The organism is Dapis purpurea BLCC-M126, assembly GCF_050015975.1.
GTDB lineage: Bacteria > Cyanobacteriota > Cyanobacteriia > Cyanobacteriales > Microcoleaceae > Trichodesmium.
Genome location: NZ_JBNHER010000001.1, coordinates 149012 through 175673 on the forward strand (window position 1 = coordinate 149012; position 26662 = coordinate 175673).

The following is a 26662-nucleotide window of genomic DNA, read 5'->3' on the forward strand; positions in this document are numbered from 1 at the left end:
TGACTAAGAGTTGATTTTCACTGACACAAAATATTTGAGTGTATCTCTTTACCTAGAATTTCCTCAACTCACAAAAAATTTATTAGTTAATTAAGACTTGAAAATCTAACTATTGTCTATCTAGCAATAATTGAAAAATACACTCATCTCACTATACTCCCAACACTCCCCATCTCACTATCTGAGTTCTGACTTCAGCTATAATTAGCTGAGATCTTCAACAATACAAAGAGAAAGCTTTACCCCATGCTAAAAAACGACCCACTTTGGTTCAAAGACGCCATAATTTACGAAGCACCAGTTCGAGCATTCGCAGATAGTAACGGTGATGGAATAGGAGACTTTCGCGGACTCACAGAAAAATTAGACTACCTTCAAGACCTAGGCATAACAGCAATCTGGACTCTACCATTTTTCCCCTCCCCCCTCAGAGACGATGGTTATGACATTGCCGACTATAGAAGCATTAACCCCATTTACGGCAACTTAGAAGACTTCCAAGAATTTCTAGACGCTGCCCACGAAAGAGGTATTCGCGTCATTATCGAACTTGTAGTTAACCATACTTCCGAGAAACACCCCTGGTTTCAAAGAGCACGTCGTGCTCCTAAAGGTAGCGTAGAAAGAGACTTTTATGTTTGGAGCGACAGCGCCGATAAATTTCCAGAAGTCCGCATTATTTTCCAAGACTTTGAAAATTCTAACTGGGCTTATGATTCTGTAGCTCAAGCTTACTATTGGCATCGCTTTTTTTATCATCAACCAGATCTTAACTACGAAAACCCGGCAGTACAAGAGGCAGTTTTAGAAGTAGCAGACTTTTGGTTCAACATGGGAGTTGATGGGATGCGCCTTGACGCAGTGCCCTATCTTTGTGTTGAAGAGGGTACTAACTGTGAAAATTTGCCAGGAACTCATGTCTTCCTGAAAAAGTTACGGGCACATATCGACCAGAAATATCCCAACCGAATGTTATTAGCAGAAGCTAATCAATGGCCGGAAGATGCTGCTAAATATTATGGGAGTGGGGATGAATGTCAGATGAATTTCCATTTTCCTTTGATGCCTCGTTTATTTATGGCTTTGCGGATGGAGGATAATTTTCCTATTTCCGATATTCTCAAGCAAACTCCTTCTATTCCTAATAATTGTCAGTGGGCTTTATTTTTGCGGAACCATGATGAGTTGACTCTAGAAATGGTGAGCGATGAAGACCGAGATTATATGTATAAGGTTTATGCTCAAGATACCCAGGCAAGAATAAATTTGGGTATTCGTCGCCGTTTAGCTCCTCTTTTAGGAAATGACCGTCGGCAAATAGAGTTGCTTAATAGTTTACTTTTGTCTTTGCCTGGTACTCCCGTTTTGTATTATGGCGATGAAATAGGTATGGGAGATAATATTTATTTGGGCGATCGTAATGGTGTGCGAACTCCTATGCAGTGGAGTGCCGACCGTAATGCAGGTTTTAGTCGTACTAATCCCCAAAAGTTATATGCTCCGGTTATTGTTGACCCTGAATATCACTACGAAACTATTAATGTAGAAGCTCAACGGTCTAATTCTAATTCTTTGTGGTGGTGGATGAAGCGTTTGATTTCTACTAGGGAACGTTTTCAAGCTTTTGGACGTGGTTCGTTTGAACTGCTACATCCTGAAAATAGAAAAGTCTTGGCTTTTACCCGGACTTACTCTGGTCAACATATTTTGGTAGTAGCTAATCTCTCCCGTTTTGTACAAACGGTAGAATTAGATTTATCGGCTTTTAATGGTATGGTTCCTGTGGAGATTTTTGGTCGGACTAAGTTTCCCACTATTCAGGAAGATCCTTACTTTTTTAGTTTGAGTGCTTATGCTTTTTATTGGTTTACTCTACAGCCACAACAATCTTATGTTGAAACTTTAAGACCTTTGAGCAAACCTTCTGTTTTAACAGTTGCAGAAAATTGGAAAAATATATTTTCTCAGCCAGAAAATAAGAAGAAATTGGAATCAATTTTACCTAATTACTTGAGTGGCTATCCTTGGTTTGGAGGTAAAAATAAAGTCATCCAATCTACAGAAATAATTGAGGTAATTCCGATTGATTATCAACAACAAGAAACTGCTTTAGTGTTTTTGGAATTTCACTATACAGAGGGTCCGACAGAAACTTATTTAATTCCTCTGAGCTATTTAGGTCAGTCGGAAATAAGTTCTCAAATTCCTCCAGAAAAAATTATTGCCGAATTACAAATACAGCAACAAGATAAATCTGGAATTTTGTTTGATGTTTTGGGAGATAAAAACTTCTTAAATATGTCATTTACAGCCATCAACAAAAAACAAAAATATCAAGGAAATAGTGGTGTTCTTCAGGGAAATGCGACTGATGTATTGGCAGAGATAATGCAGACAACTACAGAAGATATTCAGCCACATATTTTATCTGAAAGACACGATAAAACATTAATTAATTTCGGTACAAAATTAATACTTAAATTATTCCGCAAACTAGAACCTGGAATTAATCCAGAATTAGAAAATGGCAACTTCTTAACAGAGATATCAAGAGGTGAAAATTCAGCAATTGCAGGGAACATTTCTCAAACAGCAGGATATTTAGAATATCACCGACAAGGAACTAACTTAATGACCATTGGCATATTAGAAGAATTTATTCCAGAAGCAAGAGATGGTTGGTCTTATACCTCTGATGCTCTGAGGGATTATTTTGACAGAATAATGGTAGAACAAGCATCTGTAAATGAGTTAGAAATTCCTGGGATTACTGTTAATAATGGTTTGAATCTTGAGATTACCGAATCAGTCTACGATGTCATTGGTTCTTATATTAATGTAGCCGAAAACTTAGGTAAAGTAACAGCAGATATTCATCATGCTTTAGCTTCCAATCCAGAAAACCAGAATTTTTCTCCCGAACAGTTTACACCTTTTTATCAAAGGTCGGTCTATCAATATATGAGAAACCAGACAGGTAGGATTTTATTAAAGTTGAAAAAACACCTATCAGGATTTTCACAAGATACACAACAGCTAGCTAAAAGTGTGATTAATCGTCAAGAGCGAATTATGGAACATTTAAGTTCCGTAGTAGAACGAAAAATTACTGCTATGCGTACCCGTTGCCATGGAGATTATCATTTAGAAAATGTTTTATTTACAGGTAAAGATTTTGTCGTTATTAATTTTGAAGGAGAAGCTTCCAGACCTTTAAATGAACGTCGCATGAAACGTTCTCTACTTCGAGATATTGCAATAATGTTAGAGTCATTTTATTATGCAGCTAATGTTGCCCTCCGGGAAGAAATTAAAAATGGCATGATTCGTTCTGAAAATATGCTGGCAATGGAACAATGGTCTACATTTTGGTATACCTGGGTCAGCATATCTTTCTTAAAAGCTTATCTTCAGAAGACAAAGTCAAGTTCATTCTTGCCTCAAAGCGAACAAGAAATACAGGTACTTTTAAATGCTTATCTATTAGAAAAAGCCATCTATGAACTTGACTATGAACTGACCTATCGTCCTGAATGGATAGAAATTCCTCTGACACGAATTCAACAGTTAGTTCCATGATTTATAGCAGTTTTCATTAATATAGAGTACAGATATTTGGGTTGAAAGGAAGAAGGAAGAAGGCTTTAGTTATCTAGGAGAGAAGGAAGAAGGCTTTAGTTATCTAGGAGAGAAGGAAGAAATTTTGTAGTCTACCTTTGTGAAAACCGCTATAATTATCTAGGGAATAGGCATTAGGCATTAGGAAATAAGGAAAAATAAATAAGCTGAAAACTAGAGATAGCAATTCTCCGCCTTAATGAGATACAGTATTTTTTATATTCCTATTGCGAGAGTGCCTATTTCCTAAAATCCAAAATTTACAGCATTTTTTTACTGTATAAAGTACATATATTTATGTTTTTAGGGAGCAGGAGACATGAGGAGATAGGGAATAGGGAATAAGCAAAAAATATTTGATAGTGGTGTATAGTAATGGCATGAGAAGTGTGGCAGGTGTAGTGAGGTATGGGAAGTGTTTGAAAAAAATATATATTCTCACCATTACGCAAGCAGGAAAACCAATATTTATCCTGTTAATTTTACCCAAATATTGTGGTTTAAAGCCTATCCTTTTAAAGGGATAATAAATAACAATTTTCCTGTTCGTTAATCCTCTCCTTGAAAATAAGAGGTAATTCTTAATTCTCAATTGTTGAACACATTAACCTGCAATATTCTGTATGTATAGCAATCCGCCGATTGGTCGTGACAGTTTTAATAATAGTTAATTTGAGCTTAAAACCTTAAAAATTCTGACTCCTGACTTCTAATTGCCATCAAAATATTACAACTCTTACAGCGCTTTTCAGTTGAGTAGACCACAAAACTGTTGTAGGAGTAATGAGTAAGGAGTAATGAGTAAGGAGTAATGAGTCAGTATCATTGTGGTTTATTAATATGAAAACCGCTGTAATTCTCAATTCTCAATTCTCAATTCTCAATTCTCAATTCTTGAAGACCCACGAGGCTAGCTGAGTCCTGAATGCTACTTCAACAAAGGGGTGAGTAATCACTTTTATTCAGTATAAAATTTTAAAAAAATGTATTTTTTTATACAATAAATGCCTAACTCCCCATACTTCCCACACTTCTTTTACATCAAAGGTAAAAAACCTAACCTTGAGAGGTCTCCTACTCTCCTAGTCAATAAAATGTAGAAAAATTTTTGATAAGATAAATTGTATTACATTAACAATTTATTAGGATTCATATCAGTCTTAGTATCAATAATATTTTTTGATTAACCTGAGCAGCTAAAACTTCTTAATAAAATAATTTTTACAGAAAATACTAGCAGGTAAAATTAATTGAAAAAAAGAATAAAATATTTAATATTGGATAGGTTTCCACTACTCAAAAATATTGCTTCATTATGTGGAACTATTACCTACTTAACCTGCCTTACTACAAAAGCTGAATTTTATTTATAAATACTCTCTAGTAGCAATTAATTAGTTCTCAACTCCATTCTAATGCTACAATCAGAATAAACTATATTAAATCAGGATATTAATTATATTAGGTGGATAATAAATCTCAAAATTGGACAAAAGTAACTGAACTAAGTTCTACTATGAAACTGAAGTTCGCAGGCATTAGTGATACAGGTAGTATTCGCTCAGTTAATCAAGATTCTTACTATATAGATCCTGAAGGACGATTTTTTATCGTTGCTGATGGTATGGGGGGACATGCAGGTGGCGAAGAAGCAAGTAAAATTGCTACAGAAGTAATTAAAAATTATCTAGTTAGTCATTGGCAGGATACTATAGAATCACCCCAGTTGTTAGAAGATGCCTTTATTCAAGCAAATGAAGCCATTATAGATGACCAGGAAGAACATCCTGAACGTTCAGATATGGGTACAACAGCAGTGGTGGCTATCTTCAGAGAACAAACACCTTGGTCTGCAAATGTGGGTGACTCTCGTCTCTATAGACTTCGAGGTAAAACACTAAAACAAATTACAGAAGACCAAACCTGGGTAGCTCAGGCAGTTAGAAGTAATGCTATAACTCCAGAGCAAGCTAGAACTCATCCTTGGCGTCATGTACTTTCCCAATGTTTAGGTAGGGAAGATATGGGTAAAGTAGACCTTTTACCTATGGATGTTCAACTGGGCGATCGCCTCTTACTCTGTAGTGATGGATTAACAGAAGAGTTATTTGACGAGAGAATTGCCAGTATTTTTGAGATTGCACCTATTTTAAATTATAGTGATGCTTGTAGAGATATTGCTGAAAAACTTGTAAATGCTGCTAAGGAGGAAGGTGGTCGCGATAATATTACAGTCATAATAGTTGCTGTTGATAGTTGATAAGGATTAACTACTGCAAATGACCAAAGTTATTGGTTTAATTAGTGGCACTTCCGTGGATGGTATAGACGTGGCTTTAGTTGATGTTGCTGGTGGTCAAACAAATTTACAAGTTGAACTACTAGCATCAGCTACTTACCCTTACCCAGAAACTTTACGCTCCCAAATTTTTGATGTTTGTGCTGGGATAGCTATCTCAATGGCTGAATTAGCTGAACTGAATGATGCTATTGCCCAAGAATTCGCTACAGCCTCATTGACAATTAACCAAAAATATGGTACTCAAGCACAACTAATTGGCTCCCACGGTCAAACTGTTTACCATCGTCCACCCTCTGACAAATTAGGTTATAGTCTACAGTTAGGCCGTGGTGAAGTAATTGCTAATTTAACAGGAATTCCCACAATTAGTAATTTTCGGACTGCTGATATTGCTGTTGGAGGTCAAGGTGCGCCCTTAGTTCCTTGTGTCGATCTTTATTTACTGAGTCATCCAGAATATACTCGCTGTATACAAAATTTAGGTGGAATTGGCAATGTTACTTATTTGAAAAATAAACTACTTCCTGTTCCTGGAAGTCAAAACTCAAAAGTCAAAAGTCAAAAACAAGAGGAAGTAGTAACAACTTTAGTTCCTTCTCAAGCAGTTTTAGGTTGGGACACAGGACCAAGTAATACATTATTAGATTTAGCAGTACAACATCTTTCTCAAGGAAGTCAAACTTACGATAAAAATGGAGAATGGGCGGCTAGTGGGATACCATGCCAAGAGTTAGTAGAAAAATGGTTAAAACAAGATTTTTTCCAACAGAAGCCCCCAAAATCTACAGGTAGAGAATTATTTGGGAAAGACTATTTATGTAATTGTCTTACCGATGCAGAAAAATATAATTTGAGTTCTCCTGATATACTGGCAACTCTCACAGAATTAACAGCAGCTTCAATTAATCATAGCTATAGAAATTTCTTACCAAATTTACCAGATCAAATATTATTATGTGGTGGTGGTAGCCATAACTTATATTTAAAAGAAAGGATAGAGAAATTATTAGCACCAATACCAGTAATGACCACTGCTGAAGTAGGTGTAGATGTAGATTTTAAAGAAGCAATAGCCATGGCAGTTTTAGCCTATTGGCGCTATTTAGAAATTCCCTGTAATTTACCGGAAGTTACAGGAGCAAAAGCTAAAGTCATGTTAGGAGAAATTTATCAACCAATTAAATCAATAGGGAATAGGTAGTGTGGTAAGTGTGGGAAATAGTACTAATTCCCAGAAATTATAATATCAGTAGCTTTAACGACTCTCCAACACTCAAAAATAGACAAGTTTTGGTGAATTTTCCTATCCTCCTATTCTCTCATCTCCCATTTTACCTAAATCATTAACTTATGATACTTTGAAATAGTCCTGGTAGGGAGTAGGGAATAGGAAACTGCTGTAACATAAACGGCTGAACAATGAATAAAACCAATTATTTTCAAAGACTATCCCAATATAATTAATGGATGGATGAAGGAACAAATATACATATACATAGCTTGTGAATCAATACCCTATGCAGTAAGTATGGAAGATAAAGGAGCATCTTTTAATTCCATTCATGGTACATTGAACCATATTTTATTAGCAGATCAACTGTGGTTAAGTCGCTTCAAAAATTATCCCTTTGAGATAAAATCATTAAGACAAGAATTAATTGCTGAGTTTAACTTATTGTGGCAAGAGCGTCAAACAAATGATGGATAAATTCAGAAATATATAGATTCATTAAAAGAAGAAAAGTTAGCATAATCTTTAAATTTTACAAGTAGGTCTCAACAACGAGAATGTAAATTTCCATTGTGGCATTTACTTCTGCATTTTTTTAACCATCAAACCCATCATCGCGGTTAACTTACTACTTTAATCAGTCAATGGGGTAAAGATTTTGGAGTAACAGATTTATTATGGTTACCAGGGATAAAATTGTAGAAGTATCTATCAATTTGTTAATAGTTTTAGGGATGATTAGTTATTTCTTTGTTACAAGAAGCACTTTAGCTAACTCGCTAAACAAACCAAGGGCAAGTTTACCCTTGGCTTGAGAAATAAAGTAAATGCTCAATAAACCTCATTCCGTTAAGCTCCTAAAAATTCTGCCGAATAAAAAATATGAATTATACCGAAATTACCATCACCCTCAAACTATTTGCAGCCTACCAAGAAGCCTACAAAGTTCCCGAACTCCAACTAACTCTCTCTCCAGGAACAAAAGTATCCCAACTTCTAGAAAACATCATCAGTGAACACCCCGAACTAGAAAAGTGGCGAAATGTCACCAAGTTTGGTATCAACCTCAACTTTGTCTCACCAGAAACCATCCTTAAAGACGGTGACGAAGTAGTCCTTATTCCTCCAGTAAGTGGTGGCCTCAACAGCTTTAGAATTTAGATATTTTTTTTAGAAAATATAATTTCTTGCCCATCTAGCAATGGGCTACAGATATAAAGATGAATTTTTACCATCAAATGCTACATTTAATAATCAAAATATAATTAATAGAAAAATGGTGAAAAAATATTTTGATTATTTTCTAAGATATTAATCAAAATTGAGATAAAAAGAACAAAAAATATAGCGCTACGCATTTAGATGTATACATTAATAAATTATTAAAATCACTCATATTATTACTTTGAACTTGTACATAACACTATAGTTATAAAAACTATTTTACTTTTAAACAAAAGCTTCAAAAAAATATTGTAGCTATTATCAAAATCAGCATATAAACAACCTAATTAACTCATATATTAGTAGAATTAACTACCAAAAAAGAGAATTTATATGTAGCACTTAATATTGGAAAAATCTATTTAAATCAATCCCGACTATTTTTGTCGGGTATGGTTGACTGTGATTTTTACCCATGCTACTATCGAAAAAATGCTGAACAGTTCTGAGAAAAGAAGTAGGGAGTAAAGACCATGACCCAGGCAAAAACAACTCACAATCAAATCCACAGCACAAATACAGCTATAGAAAATCTCAAGTGCAAAGAATGTGGAGAAGAATATGCTTTAGAAGCCAAACATATATGTGAAGATGTATGCTTCGGTCCTTTAGAAGTAAAATATGACTATGAAAAACTCAGTCAAACAGTGAGTCGCGCAACAATTGAAGCAGGTCCTAACTCTATCTGGCGTTATCGTCACTTCCTACCAGTAACAACAGACAACGTTATAGATGTAGGAACAGGGATGACCCCCCTCGTAAAATCAGAACGTTTAGCCCGTCGCCTAGGTCTGAAAAATCTCTACATTAAAAATGATGCGGTAAATATGCCTACCCTCAGTTTCAAAGATAGGGTAGTATCAGTGGCTCTGAGTCGTGCTAGAGAATTAGGTTTCTCCACAGTATCCTGTGCAAGTACAGGCAACCTAGCCAACTCTACCGCAGCGATCGCCGCTAAGGCAGGTTTAGAATGTTGTGTATTTATTCCTGCTGACTTAGAAGCAGGTAAAGTTCTCGGTACTCTCATTTACAACCCAACAGTTATGGCAGTTAAAGGGAACTACGACCAAGTAAACCGCCTCTGTTGCGAAGTAGCAAATACTTACGGTTGGGGTTTCGTAAATATTAACCTCCGCCCTTACTATTCTGAAGGTTCAAAAACTCTTGGTTTTGAAGTTGCCGAACAACTAGGATGGAAACTTCCAGATCATGTGGTTGCTCCTATTGCCTCCGGTTCCCTCTACACCAAAATTTATAAAGGGTTCCAAGAATTTGTCAAAGTAGGTTTGGTTGAAGATAAAGCAGTTCGTTTTAGTGGAGCGCAAGCTGAAGGTTGTTCTCCAGTAGCTCAAGCATTTAAAGAAGGCCGTGATTTTATTACCCCAGTGAAACCTAATACTATTGCCAAGTCAATTGCTATTGGGAACCCTGCCGATGGTATCTACGCATTAGAAGTAGCTCGTAAAACAAACGGGAATATTGAATCTGTCACTGATGCTGAAATTATTGAAGGTATCAAGTTATTAGCAGAAACAGAAGGTATCTTTACCGAAACAGCAGGTGGTACAACTATTGCCGTATTGAAAAAATTAGCAGAAGCAGGTAAAATTGACCCTGAAGAAACTACTGTTGCTTATATTACAGGTAATGGCTTGAAGACTCAAGAAGCAGTACAAGGTGAAATTGGCGAACCTCTAACAATAGATGCAAAGTTGGATAGTTTTGAGAGAGCTTGGGAACGCGCTCAAACATTAGACCGTCTTGACTGGCAACAAGTTTTGGTTTAATTTTTCTCGTAGGGGTTTGGTCTCCAAACCCTCCATAAAACTTTTAAGGCTTATAGTCTAAGTTTAGAAATATAATTTTTTCCTTAAAAATTGGCAGTTATTTCCTGAGCAATCTCTAGAATTAATATTTACAAATAATTATCGTCAACTATTAGCTACACAAATAAATTACTAAGTTATGGCAGTTACAGTTTTAATTCCTACCCCACTACAAAAATTCACTAAAGAGCAAGCAAAAATTGAATGTGGCGGTGGTAACATCTCAGAATTAATAGAATCTCTAGAAACAAATTTTCCAGGGATTAAAAAAAGTCTCTGTGATGACCAAGGCGAACCCAGGAGATTTTTAAACTTCTACGTCAACAGTGAAGATATTCGATTTTTAGAAGGAACAAAGACATCTTTGAAAGATGGAGATGAAGTTAGTATTGTTCCTGCTGTTGCTGGTGGTTAAATAAGTTTGGAAAAAAAGGGTTTTTGAGAATCTAAGTTTTTTAAAATTACTCATCAGTTTCTAAAAATCACTTCAATCAATTTACTCGATAAGGATGTGTTAAATAAGTTTAACGCATCCTTCAATTTTTAAACTCATATATTTTTGTCATCTTTTGAGTGGTTTCCACAGTTTAAATTCTTGATAGTAGCAGAGCAGATATAATAGAAAAAGTCGGTTTTTTTGAAATATATTTAAAGTATTATGTACGTTCTCCACGATAGTCCAAATGCTGATTTATCTCACATTCAGGCCATTGGATAGATTGAAGAAGGTTTTGCCTTGTTTGATTATGTCCGTATCAAGCAACAAAATGGAAAAACATGGATTGGACAAATAACTCAGCCAAATCAAAATATTTCAACAATAGGCAATAGGCTCGATCCGACAATCCTACATGGCCTCCAACTAATGCAGCCCCATACAAATGTTCAATCTGTTGAATCTGTACAAGTTTTTGACATACTTATTCTTGGACAATATGATGAACGTCAACTCCTTACCCCGCGTATTAGACCCTTGCCAGGATCAGTGGTTAGTAGACTTGATGCCAAAGACACTATTAAAGTTATAGGGATTCCTCAACTTATTTTTGACACCGATGGTACTACCAATGTCATAGGTGAGCTTCTCAACGCAGAAAATGTACCTCTATGTATTGATGTGGAAAAATTTAACTATCACATTATGGTTGCTGGTGGTACAGGTTCAGGAAAATCAAACGTTGCAGCTAATTTAATTGACCAAGCATTAAAATTTGGTAAATGGGTCTTACTTCATGATGCTAAACCTGATTATGCTTTTGTTGATCGCCCAAATACAGATTCTAATACTAACGTACAAGTTAGTTGGGAAAGTTTTAGAAAGTATCAATTAGAGCCACATCGTGCTACTGATGTAATTCGTGTCGGGTTTGCAGGTAAATGCGATCCAGATAATGTTCATACTGTAGTAGGGTTTCATGCTTCAGATTTTTCCTCAGAGATGTTAGCAGGATTATTATTTACAGGAGGTAATGAACAACTACAATTTGAAGCATTTGCCAGCGCGGCTGAAAATCTTAAACAAAAAATATACGATCCTCATGATCAACGTCAAAGCTACTCACTAATGCTCCTGAATTAGAAAAAGGAGAAGTTGCTGCTGTGGATGGTACAACAGCACTTCCCATGCAAATGTATTCTGCGGGACAAGCGCTGTGCGTTGGGATTGGCAGTATTTCCCATCGTAGACCAATGCAAGATACTTTACATTATTGGTCAAGCAAAATGTTTCTTTCCGAAGCTAGAGATTCAAATGACTTTTTAGCCAGAGAACAACAAGGACTCTATGGTATTTCTCAAACCGCTTATCTTAGATATTTTGAAGTCAAACATGGAATAGAAATTCAGGAACCATACATATTATTTGATGGAACTTTAGTTTATGAATGGCTGGTTGCTATTCAGGAAGGAGTTGATTTATATAAAGACCTTTTTGACACTGGTAAGAAGTGCATGGGGATAATTAAGAGCTTGAATGCTAATCCTTTATTTGCTAAATTCGCTCGTGCTCTTTATACGGGCGAAGTTTATATAATAGAAACCCTAGAAGACCATTTAAACCAAAGTAATGCTCCAAACAAAAATCAAGGTGAAAGATCCACTCGTTACGCTTTACCTGAGTTTCGGAATAATATTGCATCAAAAATACTCAGGGGTATTTTCAAACCTAGAAACAAAACATTTGGTTTTGAAGTTCATCAAGACCATTTAGAAGATATGCTTAGGATTATGGCTGCTGACTGTCAATTAAATAATGCTGGTCACGAAATACCATTTTTACTAAATCGTGTTGATGAGGAAGTTCGGAAAAATTTCAGTCCAAAAATTTTAAGAGATAGAATTTCGGTCAAGATGGCTACTTACAGTGAACAATTATTTTTTGGAGAAGTAGATGAACATTACTTTCGGAAAGCATCATTTTGAAACAAGTCCTGTGGAATGATAAAAGTTGTTGTATGATTTAAGTAAACCCGAATAACTGCTACAGCATCTGTAAGGTTAGACCTTCCAGTCTTCATAAAAGTAACCGCTGAGGAATTGTTCTAAATTAAGTAAAAAAGTGTAGAAACCGGGTTTGTTTTCAATGCCCCACCATACTAACATCTACCTCCCACAAACCCGGTTTATCATAACACTCCAATATAGCAGTCAGAGTTAAAGTTTTGAGCCGATAAAATCTTACTTTTAACTTCTAACTTCTGACTTCTGACTTCTGAATTCTCAAGATGCTACTTTAGCAGTTGATCTGCGTCGTCGTCTGCCCACTGGTTTAACTGTAATCTCTTTTGCATCTTCTGCATCTGGAATTTGCATCAAGAACACTAACAAAGGCTGACCTTGAAATTCTCGTCTTAACATTCGCTGAATACTACATTCAAGCTCATTTTGCAACCCAGACCAATTAACTTGAGTATTGTTATGAACATTCGACTTCGCATACTCAGGCCAGTAATTAGTCAAACTTTTTTCTAATGTCTTGGTAACTAGTTCTTGCAATTGTGCTTTTTCAACGGAACTTACAACACCACGCAAATGTAACTGAGGCTTACCAATCAATTTACCATCAAAACTAACTGCTAATGCTACAGTAACAACACCATCCTCTGCTAGTTGTTGCCTTTCCTTGAGGATATTGTCTTCAACCATACCGGAACGGGAAGAGTCTACCAATTCAATACCGGAAGATACCTTATCTGCTAAACGGATAGAGTCTTGAGTCAGTTCTACCACATCACCATTTTGGATGACTACCATATTTTCTGGAGGAACTCCCATACCTTGAGCAGTTTGACTGTGTTTAACTAGCATCCTATGCTCACCGTGAAATGGGATAAAGAATTTCGGACGGGTAAGCGCCAACATTAATTTTTGGTCTTCCTGACAACCATGACCGGAAACATGAATACCTTTGTCTTTTCCATAAATAACATTTGCTCCTAGCATCATTAGTTTATCTATAGTATTGACAACGGCGATCGTATTGCCAGGAATGGGGTTGGCCGAGAATACTACTGTATCTCCTTGGCGAATTTTGATTTGTCTATGTTCACCTTTGGAAATACGAGTGAGTGCTGACATTGGTTCCCCTTGAGAACCAGTAGTCAAAATCAATAGTTTTTCATCAGGCACATTCCGGACAGTATGCAAAGGTACAAACAAACTATCTTCACATTTAACATAACCAAGATTGCGAGCATGAGCAATCACATTAAGCATAGATCGCCCTACTACCGCCACTAACCTACCATGTTTTTTTGCTAATTCTAGAACTATTTGTAATCTATGCACACTAGAGGCAAAGGTTGTCACCATTACACGTCCTGGTGCTTGAGAAAATACTCGGTCTAGATTTGGATAAACTGATTTTTCTGAAGGAGTAAAACCAGGTACTTCTGAATTTGTGGAATCGCTGATTAAGCAGTGAACACCTTTTTCTCCATATTCTGCAAGCTTTTGCAGATCAAATTTCTCTCCATCTACAGGAGTATGGTCAATTTTGAAGTCACCTGTATGGATAACTACTCCCACTGGTGTTGTGATTGCTACAGTAAAGCTATCTGCCATTGAGTGAGTATTCCGAATATATTCTATACTGAAATATTTACCCAACTTAACAACATCACGGGGTCTAACAGTTTTCAATTCTGTGCGATTTTGGACTCCTGCTTCCTCTAATTTATGGTGAAGTAAAGCCATTGCCAGTCTTGGTCCATAGATGACTGGAATTTCTATATTTTTCAGATGGAACGGTATGCCACCAATATGATCTTCGTGGCCATGGGTAACAATCATTCCTTTGATTTTATGACGATTTTCATGCAGATAGGTTACATCTGGTAGGACTATATTTACACCATGCATTCCATCTGTAGGAAAAGCTAATCCGGCATCAAGTAGAATAATTTCGTCATCATACTCGAATACACAGGTGTTTTTACCGATTTCATGTAGTCCACCTAGGGGAATAATTTTTAGGGCAGAGGGTGATTTTTTTCTAATCATAATTATCCTATTTTTACTTTTGTTTACTTGGTATCATTTTGAGTGATTTTCAATGATATTTTATATCCATCAAAATTTAGAAAAACTAACCCCTTATATACAAGATTTTAGTAATACAAATAAGGATTAAATAATCATTGCTCAGGTTGATAATATTTAGTTGTGGGAAAAACTTTTTTGCCGATTAAGGTAGTTCATAATAAACCTAATTTACCCATTTCGGCTGATAATTTTTCAGTTACTTCTGTAGGAGGATCGCATAATGGAGGGCGAGTAGTACCTACTTTCCATCCTAACAAATTCAGAGCTGCTTTGACGGGAATGGGATTAGTTGTGGCAAATAGAGCTTTAGACAAGTTGAATAGTTGTAGATGAATTTCTGTAGCACGCTGTACTTTCCCTGTTTCAAATGCTGCTATCATCTCCTGTAGTTGCTTTCCTACCAAGTGACTAGCTACACTAACAACCCCAGTGCCACCAATAGCTATTAATGGTAAAGTTAGGGAGTCATCCCCAGAATAAATCTTAAACTCTGGTGGAGTCAAGTGTCTAATCTGACTTACTTGGTCTAAGTTGCCACTTGCTTCTTTAATAGCAACAATATTTGGAATTTCCGCCAGTTTTGCTACAGTTTCCGGTAGCATATTTTGACCTGTACGCCCTGGTATATTATATACCATGATTGATAATTCTGGAGTGGCTTGAGCGATCGCTTGAAAATGGTGATAAAGTCCCGACTGTGGTGGTTTATTATAATATGGCACAACTTGTAATGAACCATCTAAGCCCAATTTAGCTGCTTTTTGGGTAGCTGCGATCGCTTCTCTTGTAGAGTTTGACCCAGTACCTGCTATTACTTTAGCTTTTCCTGCTACTGCTTTTTGAACTATCTGAAATAGCTGATATTCTTCTTCCCATGTCAAGCTAGGAGACTCACCTGTTGTTCCACATACTACTAATGAGTCTGTTCCATTTTCTGTCAACCATATTGATAACTTTTCTGCTTCTTCATAGTTAACACTACCGTCTGGGTTAAACGGTGTAATCATTGCAGTCAGAACTCTACCAAAATTTATCACACTATTTCCACTCCTTCTAGCCATTACTTTGATTTATTTGCTAGGTCTTCTTAATTTTTAGGGTCATTTTATAGACCTAATTTTAGATTCATATCACCTTACAGTTTGTGATGCCAAAATTTTCTCTTTTTGTCTAACTGTATTCTTACATTACCTATTCCATCTCGTTCATAAGACTAATATAAAACGTCACCAGATATGACATTTCAATGTTTACTTCATGCTTTTACAGTAGCACTTGCCAGCCTTAGTAAATAAATTACAACCCCTTTTTTCTTTTGTTTTTAGCACACTGAATCTAAAATGTTCCTACTGGCGTCCTCAACCAATTTTTTGCTACCAATAATTCGGCTATTTGTACCGCATTCAAAGCAGCTCCTTTTCTAATCTGGTCTCCACTTAACCATAATTCTAATCCGCAAGGATGAGAAATATCTTGACGAATTCTCCCCACCAATACATCATCTTTACCACTTGCTTCCATTGGCATGGGAAAATAATTTTCTTGCCAATTTTCTACCAATGTCACTCCTGGTGCTTGACTTAATATTTCCCTTGCCTTAACTACACTAAATGGTTGAGAAAATTCTAAATTAATTGCTTCTGAATGTGCCCTTAATACTGGTACTCGAATACAAGTTGCTGTAATTCTCAGTTCGTTAGAGCCAAATATTTTTCTTGTTTCATTGACCATTTTCATTTCTTCTTGACAATATCCCTGCTCATTGAGTTGGGAATTATGTGGGAACAAATTAAATGCTAATGGGTAGGGAAAAATATCTGTTGTTGGAGCTTCTCCGTCTAAGATTTCTTTGGCCTGGGTTTTCATTTCTGCCATTGCCTTTGCTCCAGCTCCACTTGCTGATTGATAAGTGGCCACTACTAATCTTTCAATTGGTTGGATTTGATATAATGGCCATATTGCTACACTCATTAATATTGTTGTGCAGTTAGGGTTGGCAATTATACCTCTATGTAGAGCCGCTGCTTTTGGGTTAACTTCTGGGACTACAAGAGGCACTTCGGAGTCCATTCGGAAAGCACTAGAATTGTCAATAACTACAGCTCCAGCCTCTACTGCTTTCTTTGCCCATGCTTTTGATGTAGATGCACCTGCTGATGCTAGCACTAAATCTACTTTTTGAAATGAATCATCTGTTACAGCTTCTACTGGTAGGTTTTGTCCTTTAAATTTTAAGGTACTACCTGCTGAACGCTCTGATGCCAGTAGTTTTAATTCTGCTACTGGAAAGTTTCTCGTTTGTAGCAACTCTAGTAACTCTGTACCTACTGCACCAGTTGCCCCTAATATTGCTACTGTATAAGACTCTGACAACTTATTTTCCTCCTTTTTCAACTATCTGTTTTTTTTATTAGTTATTATTAAACCCAATATTTTTTTATTATCCTCAATCCAAATTTATTAATTTTATTTATAATTGTTATTTTTTTATAGTTATTTACTATTTATTATCTTTAACTAATAAACATTATCATATTTTTCTAGATTATGCTATTAAATTAATTTTTATATATAGGATTAAAACTCTATTTAAACAGATATAAATATTTTTTTTATTAACATTAACCTACTTATACTCTACCCTTATATTAAGGTAATCCAGTTTTTCATACTTTCTCGTAACTATGATAGCTATGAGGTAAACTGGTTTTAATTTTCCTAATAATCATTTTTTTCACCTCAGCAATGTGTATGATAATTCCTATATATTATGTATATGTATCTTAAATATTACCATACTATACTATATACATTTTTTTTGCATCATTTAGTATAGAGGGTTTATAATTATTTGGTCGATAACTACATTCATTAATATATCAGAATATTAATTCTAGCAATTAGATTTTAGGATAAGTAAATCTTAAACTAAAGCAATGACAATTTTAAAAAATTAAGATACACAAAAAATATTATTAATTACTATAAGCCTAACTAATAAATTTACCCTTTAGGGAAATATAGTTATCATGTAACAACTTAAGGACACGAAACTAAAAAATGTAGCATTTGTTACACATATCAGTATTTGATACTAAAATATTTGATCTTGCTTCTATAGTAAAATCTCAACTTATGTTCTAGTTTACCAACAACCACTAAATAACAATAAACCTAAAAAAGTCCTAAAGTTAAGCTGCTACTGAGGGTGCTAGAGGGATAATATAGTAATCTACACACACAAGCAGTGTTAGAAACTATGGGAATACTATACTCAAGTTTCCTAAGTTAAGGAATATTTATATACCTTAAAAAAATCATAACCTATAATACTGACTAAATTAGAAAAGCCGATGAAAGTTACCCAGGAAAGACTGCCAGCTAGCCAAATAGGTCTAGAAATTGAAATTACACCAGAAATGTCCAAGAATGCCTATGAGCAGGTAATTCAGAAATATACCCGTTCGGCTAATATTCCTGGGTTCAGAAAAGGCAAAGTACCTCGAAATATATTGATCCAAAGGCTAGGAAAAGATTATATCAAGGCAATGGCCTTAGATGACTTGATCAATAATTGCTTAGAAAAAGCAAGGGAACAAGAGCAAATCAATGCAATAGGCCAATTTGAACTTAAGACACAGTTTGAAGAATTGGTACAAGATTTTGAACCAGGAAAAGAAATGGCTTTCTCAGCTAAGGTAGATGTAGAGCCAGAGGCCAAGGTTAATTCTTATAAGGAATTAGTAGTTAAGGCCGAAGAAGCTAATTATGACCCTGCCCAAGTTGATGAGTTTCTGGAAGAACGTCGCTCTCAAATAGGAACATTAATTCCTGTAGAAGGAAGAGCTGCTCAGTTGGGAGATGTGGCTATAGTGGATTTTGTCGGTGTAATTCCATCGGAAACAGAGGGGGAAGAACCAAAAGAAGTACCGGGAGGTAAGGCTCAAGATTTCCAAATGGATTTAAAAGAAGGACAATTCATCCCTGGCTTTATTGAGGGAATAGTGGGAATGAACCCAGAAGAAACAAAGGAAATTTCTGCACAATTTCCTGCCGAATATAGTGAGACAGATTTAGCTGGTAAGCCAGCAGTATTTACTGTGACTTTAAAAGAACTCAAAGAAAAGGAATTACCAGAATTAGATGATGATTTAGCTCAAGAAATTAGTGAGTTTGAAACCCTAAGTGAATTACGGGAGTTCTTGGAAAAAAAATTTACTAAAGAAAAAGAAGAACAAACAAAACAAAATAAGGAAAAAGCTATTGTAGACGAGCTTGTGACTCATCTAGAAGTAGAAATTCCAGAAACATTGATTAAGAATGAAGTTCAACAGATGTTGGCCCAAAGTGCAATGGAGTTGAGCCAGTATGGAATAGATGTAAAAGAATTATTCAGCAGTGATAAATTGCCGGAAATGCAAGAGCGATCACGACCAGAGGCAATTGAGCGGTTGAGAAGAGATTTGGCTATAGCCACAGTGGCTAAACAAGAGTCTATTACTGTGGATGAAGAAGAAATAGCAGCAGAGTCAGTCAAGGTAATGGAGCAACTCAAAGGAAAGGATGTTGATCCAGATAGGTTAAGACAAGTAGTTACTGAAGACCTGTTGAAAGAAAAAACTATTAAATGGTTAGAAGAAAATGGCACTGTGGAATTAGTCCCTGAAGGAACTTTAGACACAGGTTCAGAAACAGATCAAACTACAGAAGTAGAGTCAGAAATATCTCAGGCCAGTGAAACTATTGTAGAAGTAGAGGCAGAGAAAGTAGCTACTGTAGAAAATTCTCAGGAGGAAAAAGAGTAAATTGAGAATAGTCCGGTTAACCGGACTACCAAGATTAATAAAGGTACGGCATAATATTATTTAGCTCGAAATATACTGAGCCAAAAATATAAAATTGATAAATAAACCAGTGTATGATGGTTATATCTAAATATTCTGATGATTTAGTTAGTAGTTATAACAAGTTACAAGTTTACTCCGGTCCTAGTAACATTGTGCCAATGGTAGTTGAACAGTCTGGGATGGGAGAAAGGGCTTTCGACCTCTACTCAAGACTGCTCCGGGAAAGAATCATTTTCCTCGGAACTCAAGTAGACGACAATTTGGCAAATACTATTACAGCCCAAATGTTATTCCTGGATGCTGAAGACCCAGAAAAAGATATCCAACTATATATCAACTCCCCTGGAGGTTCAGTTACTGCTGGAATGGCTATATACGACACGATGCAACAGGTAAGACCCGATGTAGTTACAATTTGTTATGGTTTAGCTGCAAGTATGGGCGCTTTTCTTCTTTCTGGTGGGGCAAAAGGTAAGAGAATGTCCCTTCCTAGTTCGAGAATTATGATTCACCAGCCTTTAGGTGGAGCCCAGGGTCAAGCTGTAGATATTGAGATTCAAGCTAAGGAAATCCTTTATCATAAACGTAAGCTAAATCAATTATTAGCAGAACATACAGGTCAAGCTCTTGAAACAATAGAGATTGATACAGAGCGTGACTTCTTTATGTCCGCAGAAGAGGCTAAAAATTATGGCCTGATAGATCAAGTTATTACAAGACAGAATCTTCCTGTACCAGGAGAGTCTGTCCCTGCAATGTAAGAAGAGGCAGTTATGTCTAAATACGACTCCCATCTGAAATGTTCATTTTGTGGCAAGTCTCAGGAACAGGTCCGGAAGTTGATAGCTGGACCTGGGGTTTATATCTGTGATGAATGTGTAGAGTTGTGCAATGAGATTTTAGATGAGGAGCTTTTTGACTCCAATACTACAGGGGCACAACCCCCAATTCCACGTCCAGCACCTGGACCTCAAAAACGAGTGACTGGTGCTAAGAGATTATCTGTTAGTCAAATACCTAAACCTAGAGAAATTAAGAATTATCTAGATGCTCATGTTATTGGTCAGGAAGAAGGTAAGAAGGTTTTGTCGGTTGCAGTTTATAACCACTATAAACGTTTGAGTTTTGTAGAGGCGAAAAAAAGTGGCAAGTCCTCTCAAGATGAGGTGGAATTACAAAAGTCTAATATATTGTTGATTGGGCCGACCGGTTGTGGTAAGACTTTGTTGGCTCAAACTTTGGCAGAATTATTGGATGTGCCTTTTGCTGTGGCAGATGCGACGACTTTAACCGAAGCTGGATATGTTGGGGAGGATGTGGAAAATATTCTGCTGCGACTTTTGCAGGTAGCAGATTTGGAAGTGGATGAGGCACAAAGGGGAATTATATATATTGATGAGATTGATAAAATAGCTCGTAAGAGTGAGAACCCTTCTATAACAAGAGATGTTTCTGGGGAGGGTGTACAGCAAGCTTTATTAAAGATGTTGGAGGGAACTGTGGCTAATGTTCCTCCTCAAGGTGGTCGTAAACATCCCTATCAAGATTGTATTCAGATTGATACAAGTAACATTTTATTTATCTGTGGTGGTGCTTTTGTTGGTTTGGAGAAGATAGTAGAGCAGAGAAGTGGTAAAAAATCAATGGGTTTTATTCAGCAGGGTGGAGAAAGTCATCAGGAGGTTAAGGAGAAAAAGTCTGTAGATTTAATGAAGGAAATGGAACCTAATGATTTGGTTAAGTTTGGTTTGATTCCAGAGTTGATTGGACGAATACCTATGGTGGCTGTGGTTGAACCTCTGGATGAGGAGACTTTAATGGCGATTTTGACCGAACCTCAGAATGCTCTGGTGAAACAGTATCAAAAGCTGTTGCGGATGGATAATGTGAAGTTGGAGTTTGATGAGGAGGCTATACGAGCGATCGCTAAGGAGGCATTTAGGAGAAAGACTGGGGCGAGAGCTTTGCGGGGTATTGTTGAGGAGTTGATGTTGGATGTGATGTATGAGTTACCGTCACGGAAGGATGTGACTCGTTGTACTATTACTAAGGAAATGGTGGAGAAGAGATCTACTGCAGAATTGTTGTTGCATCCGTCGTCTTTGCCTAAACCTGAGTCGGCTTAATTTATCTATTAGTACCAACTATCCCTTGAATAAAAATTTTATATGCCTACTAGACTGATATATCTAAACATGGTGTGTTACAAGGGATTCCTAAATACCCTTCACAGCTTAGGTTTTATCTGTATAATCCAGTAGAGGACTTTTTCGCAAAATTAGCTGTGTCATTCTACTACAATATATTTTAGTTGAATAATAAGTCATGTGTAGGTACGAACAATACCCAATAATTATATACTACCATGATTTTTTTGCGGATGCAAGGGGGAAAATCTTTTCGTCGCTGATTTTTTTTGGAGCTTCACAGAATGTAGACTCAGATTATACCAGGTTGCATTAATGCTTGTTCCGATGTTGTTATTGTCAGAAATTAGATTGATTAAAGTTAGTTTAGTCAACTTAAAGTTGTTCTTAGAAAAGTTTTCCCTGAATATATTCTGGTGATGAACCCACAGATTTTTTCCCTTTTTTATTTCCCTCTTTTACATTAAGGTCAATATCTTTCAATTTTGCAGGTCTCCACAAAAGGGTATCATTAGGATTATTTTCTCTCATTCGTTTTAAAGCAGTATTTCTACTGTTAGTCGCATAACAATATTGACAACCAAAACCACAAGTATCATATATACCAATATCAACTGATTCTACACAACCACATTCTTCTCTAGTAGGTGCTGCTTTTAGGTGAGTTTTAAAGTTAGGTCGCAACATTTGGATAATATCCATATCAATACAATGAGCTTTTTCAACACCTTCATTTATTAAAGCATCATCACAACAGGAATATAATGTAATACCTCTTACTTTAGCAATATCTCGGAGTTCCTTAGTAAGTTGCTGTTTTTCTTCTAGGGAAGGATGCTGAAATTTGATGTTATTCTCTACAGCAACTTTACCCAAATTACGTTCTGTTTTACCGTAAAAATTAATAAAGGAAAAATAACAACGTTTTGTATAACCTTCTAGTTGTTGACTGAGAAATTCAAATTTTTCTAAGTGATAAGAAAAGGGTGTTATACTGCTCAGTAAAATAGGGTCATATCGCCACTGAATTTGATTAGGTGAAAGATTTTGAGATAGCTTTTGAAAAGTTTCTATTGATTTTTGAAGGGGTGGGTTATTTGTTTCTATTGTTTGAGGATATCCATTAATACTGAAATGGAAATAGTATACATATCCTTGATTAGTGAGAAAATTAAGGTATGGTAGTAGTGGCTGAGGATTACGAGTCCAAAATGTTATGGCTAAACAATCTTCTGGTTGTAAAGAGACCGGATAAACTTGATAGTTATATGGGTTAAGTTTGTGGCAAAAACCTGCTTTGATTTGATTAATAAACCATTTACTGTAGAAAGCTGGAATGTCGGTTCTACGACTTGCACTTATAATTTTCATTAAATTGTTACATGAACTAGACAATAAATTTAAAGAAGTAGTTAATCCTCTATACATTTGTAATAGCAAATATCGTAAGGAGTTAATTAAAGCAGATAAAAGAGATAATGATAATCGATGGTGGTATTTAATAAGAATATATCAAAAATGCTTGGGTTCTATTCAAATTTATATTGATGCGCCAGAATTAAGTCGAAGAATAGATAGGTATTTATGGGATGACAAAAAACGACAGAAAAAACTTAAAGACAAACCAGAATTAAAGTTACCAACATTAATTGATGATATTAATGATCAAGAGATTGATAATTGGTCTATAAATTTTCATAATTGGAACTATGATTGGATTAAAAAAAAGAATCTATTACGAAAGGAACTTATTAATTTGTTTGTAGATAGCTGGAGAGAATTAGCAAATTTATTAAAACAACCCAACAGTCGAGAAAAAATTAGTAAAACCAAGAAATCAAAGTCTTCTATCCTTTTTGCTTTTAACAAATCATCTTTACTTGGTCTTGAAGAAATAAAAGAAAAGACTGTTGATATTTTGTGTGAAAAACCTTGGATTTTTGGTAACCTATTGTTAGTTTTGGAGAGTTTGTCTAAACAAGGATATAATAATAGCCTAGTTGAAGTAATAGCTTATTATCAAAACAACTCATTAAAAATAAGTGAATATATTCGGGCAGTTGCATTAAGAGCAGTTCGTTTTTCAGCTCAAATTAACGAGTATATTTGGGAAAAAATAGTTGAATATTCTGTAGGTGAAGCTTCTAATGTAGAAAAGTTAATGGCAACAGAAAGTTGGCTTTATCTAGGTCATCTATCAGATGAATATGTGGAGGATAGTCAGATAAAATCTATCTCAGATGCTTTACGGAATGAACAAAATAATAGATTAAAGAAAAACTATATATTGATTTTAGCAATGTATGATAATCAAGTAATGATTGAAGAATCAATAGATAGTAGCGATTGTATGCTTAAAGCTGCTCATTATATTGCATTAGAAGGAAGTGAGAATGTGCAAGAGTTATTGAATAATGAGGAACCGAAAGTTATTAGGGAAAAATACTATAGCACTAAGAAACTTGGTGGAACAGATGGTGAAGTTGATTTATACTAATTTCAGTTTATGTAAGGTAATAGGAAAAAATTATAACTCTCTCTGATAAACTAGACTGGGTATTAGATATTTCCCGACAATAGAAAAATAATGTTTTAGCTATTATTTAAAGTAGTTGTAGTTGGCGATCGCTTTCGTTTGCTACTCATATATTTTCAATAAAAAGAAGTTTAAATCCCCACTTTAATAAGGATTTGAATCAATTTCTCCATTCTCGACACTAACCTCATAATAATCATCATTTAAGACTCTATTACTCAAATCAAAAGTTTCACCATTTCCCTTTTTCCAGATTTTGAACCTACTAAAAGTTAGTGGAGTTTGAGGTTCACATTCTTCTGGTAAATGGTCTCCTAAGACAAAATAAACAAACTTATCTCCTACTACTTTAGCTAAACCATTTTGATCTACAATTAACGAAGTATTTTCATCAATACCTATACCCAAAACCTCAGAAGATATTCCATCTCGTAGTAAACGAGCAACAAATGTCATTAACCTACCCATGCGATTGCGCTCAGAGAAATGGGTATCTATAATAGTATCCTGCAAATTCTCCCAGTGGAAAAAATCTTGACTAAGAGTAATATCTTTGTATGGATTTTTTAATGCAGTTTTACTGGTAACTGTCTCAGAACAAGCATTGAAGACAAAATTACTTTGAATCATTGCTCCAGCACTTGTCCCACCAATTGCTCCACCTCTAGCAATAACAGACTTAACAGCTCGATCAACTCCTGTATTTCGATAGTTCCGCAAGTATTGACATTGGTCACCACCAGCAAAGAAAATTACTTCAGCATTCTCAATCTGTTCTACAACATTTTCTTCTTTAGCATCCTCCCGATCGGCAATAATTAGAGTCTTCACTGAGTCTACCCCATCCATAGCGAGAATTGCTTGATTATAGGCATCGGTACCAGAGTGACGAATTACAATCACATCTACCCTATCACTACAAGAAGAGCATCCTCTGACTTGATTAATCATCCATTGAATTCCTTCGTCCACGTCAAGGCCACCACCACCAAAGTTATAAACTGGGCCAGCTTGTTGTAGACTAAGATGAGCAGAATTGTTCTCTGGATAACTGTAGCTTTTTGCCTGGGGACGAAAAACTAATACTATGGCAACTATTAATAATAAAACCACTGTTATTTTTAGTGATTTTTTGCATAAAGAAATTAAAAGCGAATTTAACAATAAAATAAATCTCATAAATAAATTTCTAGATGCTAATATCACAATAATTTTTCTCAATCGTCACCTCTTGTTCCTGGCTTTTCTTTTAACTTAAAAATAACCACAATTTAACAAAAAAATTGTAATATATACTAACTAAATTTACTATCTTGAATAAAAATGTCTAAATACCAGGCGATAGAAGTTAAAAATCTTGATAAAAGCTTTAAAGGTAAACCTGCTCTCGCACAAGTTAATATCAATATACAAGTAGGTGAAATGGTTGCTATAGTTGGTGCTTCTGGTTCAGGAAAATCTACTTTGCTACGACATCTCAATGGTTTAGAAAAAGGAGACAAAGGTACAGTTTATCTATTTGGTACAACATTACAAACAGATGGTAATTTTCACTCAAATATTAGAAAATTACGTTGCCAAATAGGCTGTATTTTTCAGCAATTTAATTTAGTTAAACGACTAACAGTTATTGAAAATGTCTTAGTTGGAAACTTAGGACGAATGTCTCTAGTAAATTCAGCACTACATCTATTTACAAAAGAGCAAAAAATACAGGCACTTACTGCATTAGAAAGAGTAGGAATTTTAGAGCAAGCTTATAAAAGAGCTTCTCAACTTTCTGGAGGACAACAACAAAGGGTAGCGATCGCTCGTTGTTTAGTACAGAGAGCTAAAATTATTTTGGCAGATGAACCTATTGCTTCTCTAGATCCGGAGTCTGCTCGTAAGATAATGGAATTATTATGCGAACTTAACCGAGAAAATGGCATTACTATTGTTAGTTCCCTACATCAAGTTCAAATGGTACGTCGCTATTTTGAGCGGAGTATTGCTTTGAAAAATGGAGAGGTTGTATTTGATGGTAAAACAGTTAATCTTGACGATAATAATCTTGACAAACTTTATGGTGCAGCAGCAGCAGAACTTATTTTGACTGGGCATGGAGAATTAGTTTAGTTGAACTAATACCATTTCATGGAAGTCACGCATTCAAAAGTCATGGATCGAGTGCTAATTGGTGAAGTTACCATTTCCTGCGGAAACGCTCCGCGAACAGAATGTAGGACGCACTGAAGACACTTAAAAGTAAGATTTTACAGGCTCAAAACTTTTACACTAAAGTAATTTCAGCAAATTATTTCACTTATGTAGTTTGAAACTATTTCTGACATCTCTATAGAACCCATTTGAGATCTATATAATTATGCAAGTTAAGTCTTTTCGTGCA

Annotated in this window: 18 protein-coding genes and 1 pseudogene; 14 read left to right on the plus strand and 5 right to left on the minus strand. The window is 35.6% G+C overall.

Annotated features, from left to right (window positions below):
* Window positions 1–246 precede the first annotated feature (246 nt).
* From treS to ACP6PL_RS00595, 9 genes and pseudogenes are all read left to right on the plus strand, one after another.
* Entirely contained in the window at window positions 247–3579 is a 3333-nt protein-coding gene (gene treS / locus ACP6PL_RS00555) for a maltose alpha-D-glucosyltransferase (RefSeq protein ID WP_426541441.1), read from the plus strand.
* Between the two features lie 1555 nt (window positions 3580–5134).
* The gene (locus ACP6PL_RS00560; protein ID WP_426541443.1) at window positions 5135–5878 is read left to right on the plus strand and encodes a PP2C family protein-serine/threonine phosphatase; all 744 of its coding nucleotides are present in this window, start codon (window positions 5135–5137) and stop codon (window positions 5876–5878) included.
* A gap of 19 nt (window positions 5879–5897) precedes the next feature.
* Window positions 5898–7121: an anhydro-N-acetylmuramic acid kinase gene (locus ACP6PL_RS00565; protein ID WP_426541445.1), complete on the plus strand. Its 1224-nt coding sequence runs from the start codon at window positions 5898–5900 to the stop codon at window positions 7119–7121.
* A gap of 270 nt (window positions 7122–7391) precedes the next feature.
* Window positions 7392–7775 (plus strand): annotated as a pseudogene (locus tag ACP6PL_RS00570) (DinB family protein).
* 258 nt (window positions 7776–8033) lie between these two features.
* On the plus strand, window positions 8034–8312 hold the full coding sequence (locus ACP6PL_RS00575) for a MoaD/ThiS family protein (RefSeq protein ID WP_426541447.1): 279 nt from the start codon (window positions 8034–8036) through the stop codon (window positions 8310–8312).
* 536 nt (window positions 8313–8848) lie between these two features.
* Entirely contained in the window at window positions 8849–10162 is a 1314-nt protein-coding gene (gene thrC / locus ACP6PL_RS00580) for a threonine synthase (RefSeq protein ID WP_426541449.1), read from the plus strand.
* Between the two features lie 178 nt (window positions 10163–10340).
* Window positions 10341–10616 carry a MoaD/ThiS family protein gene (locus tag ACP6PL_RS00585; RefSeq protein ID WP_293109930.1) on the plus strand — a complete coding sequence of 92 codons (276 nt, stop codon included), beginning with the start codon at window positions 10341–10343 and terminating at the stop codon, window positions 10614–10616.
* Window positions 10617–10937: 321 nt separating this feature from the next.
* The gene (locus ACP6PL_RS00590) at window positions 10938–11780 is read left to right on the plus strand and encodes a helicase HerA domain-containing protein (protein WP_426541452.1); all 843 of its coding nucleotides are present in this window, start codon (window positions 10938–10940) and stop codon (window positions 11778–11780) included.
* Window positions 11781–11800: 20 nt separating this feature from the next.
* Entirely contained in the window at window positions 11801–12622 is an 822-nt protein-coding gene (locus ACP6PL_RS00595) for a hypothetical protein (RefSeq protein WP_426541454.1), read from the plus strand.
* A 297-nt stretch (window positions 12623–12919) separates the two neighbouring features.
* Here the strand turns inward: ACP6PL_RS00595 and ACP6PL_RS00600 are convergent, their stop codons facing one another.
* From ACP6PL_RS00600 to ACP6PL_RS00610, 3 genes are all read right to left on the minus strand, one after another.
* The gene (locus ACP6PL_RS00600) at window positions 12920–14701 is read right to left on the minus strand and encodes a ribonuclease J (RefSeq protein ID WP_426541456.1); all 1782 of its coding nucleotides are present in this window, start codon (window positions 14699–14701) and stop codon (window positions 12920–12922) included.
* A 194-nt stretch (window positions 14702–14895) separates the two neighbouring features.
* On the minus strand, window positions 14896–15804 hold the full coding sequence (gene dapA, locus ACP6PL_RS00605) for a 4-hydroxy-tetrahydrodipicolinate synthase (protein WP_426541458.1): 909 nt from the start codon (window positions 15802–15804) through the stop codon (window positions 14896–14898).
* 274 nt (window positions 15805–16078) lie between these two features.
* Window positions 16079–17116, minus strand: coding sequence for an aspartate-semialdehyde dehydrogenase (locus ACP6PL_RS00610; protein WP_426541460.1), 1038 nt, complete (start codon window positions 17114–17116; stop codon window positions 16079–16081).
* A gap of 980 nt (window positions 17117–18096) precedes the next feature.
* Between ACP6PL_RS00610 and tig the strand changes: the two genes are divergently transcribed.
* The 3 genes from tig to clpX all read left to right on the plus strand — a co-directional run bounded on the left by tig (window position 18097) and on the right by clpX (window position 21716).
* Window positions 18097–19548 (plus strand): trigger factor, encoded by a 1452-nt coding sequence (gene tig / locus ACP6PL_RS00615; protein WP_426541462.1) that lies wholly within the window; start codon window positions 18097–18099, stop codon window positions 19546–19548.
* A gap of 116 nt (window positions 19549–19664) precedes the next feature.
* Complete coding sequence (clpP, locus tag ACP6PL_RS00620; RefSeq protein WP_426541478.1) at window positions 19665–20351, plus strand: ATP-dependent Clp endopeptidase proteolytic subunit ClpP; 687 nt, start codon at window positions 19665–19667, stop codon at window positions 20349–20351.
* A gap of 12 nt (window positions 20352–20363) precedes the next feature.
* A complete protein-coding gene (gene clpX / locus ACP6PL_RS00625) occupies window positions 20364–21716 on the plus strand; it encodes an ATP-dependent protease ATP-binding subunit ClpX (RefSeq protein WP_426541464.1) in 1353 nt (450 codons plus the stop codon).
* A gap of 408 nt (window positions 21717–22124) precedes the next feature.
* Here the strand turns inward: clpX and ACP6PL_RS00630 are convergent, their stop codons facing one another.
* Entirely contained in the window at window positions 22125–23108 is a 984-nt protein-coding gene (locus tag ACP6PL_RS00630) for a DUF1848 domain-containing protein (protein WP_426541466.1), read from the minus strand.
* Between the two features lie 4 nt (window positions 23109–23112).
* Between ACP6PL_RS00630 and ACP6PL_RS00635 the strand changes: the two genes are divergently transcribed.
* Entirely contained in the window at window positions 23113–24234 is a 1122-nt protein-coding gene (locus ACP6PL_RS00635; RefSeq protein ID WP_426541468.1) for a hypothetical protein, read from the plus strand.
* 183 nt (window positions 24235–24417) lie between these two features.
* On the opposite strand, the gene ACP6PL_RS00640 is transcribed toward ACP6PL_RS00635, so the two are convergent.
* On the minus strand, window positions 24418–25386 hold the full coding sequence (locus tag ACP6PL_RS00640; RefSeq protein WP_426541470.1) for a cyanophycinase: 969 nt from the start codon (window positions 25384–25386) through the stop codon (window positions 24418–24420).
* Between the two features lie 210 nt (window positions 25387–25596).
* On the opposite strand from ACP6PL_RS00640, the gene phnC reads away from it, so the two are divergent.
* Complete coding sequence (gene phnC, locus ACP6PL_RS00645) at window positions 25597–26391, plus strand: phosphonate ABC transporter ATP-binding protein (RefSeq protein ID WP_426541472.1); 795 nt, start codon at window positions 25597–25599, stop codon at window positions 26389–26391.
* Window positions 26392–26662 lie beyond the last annotated feature (271 nt).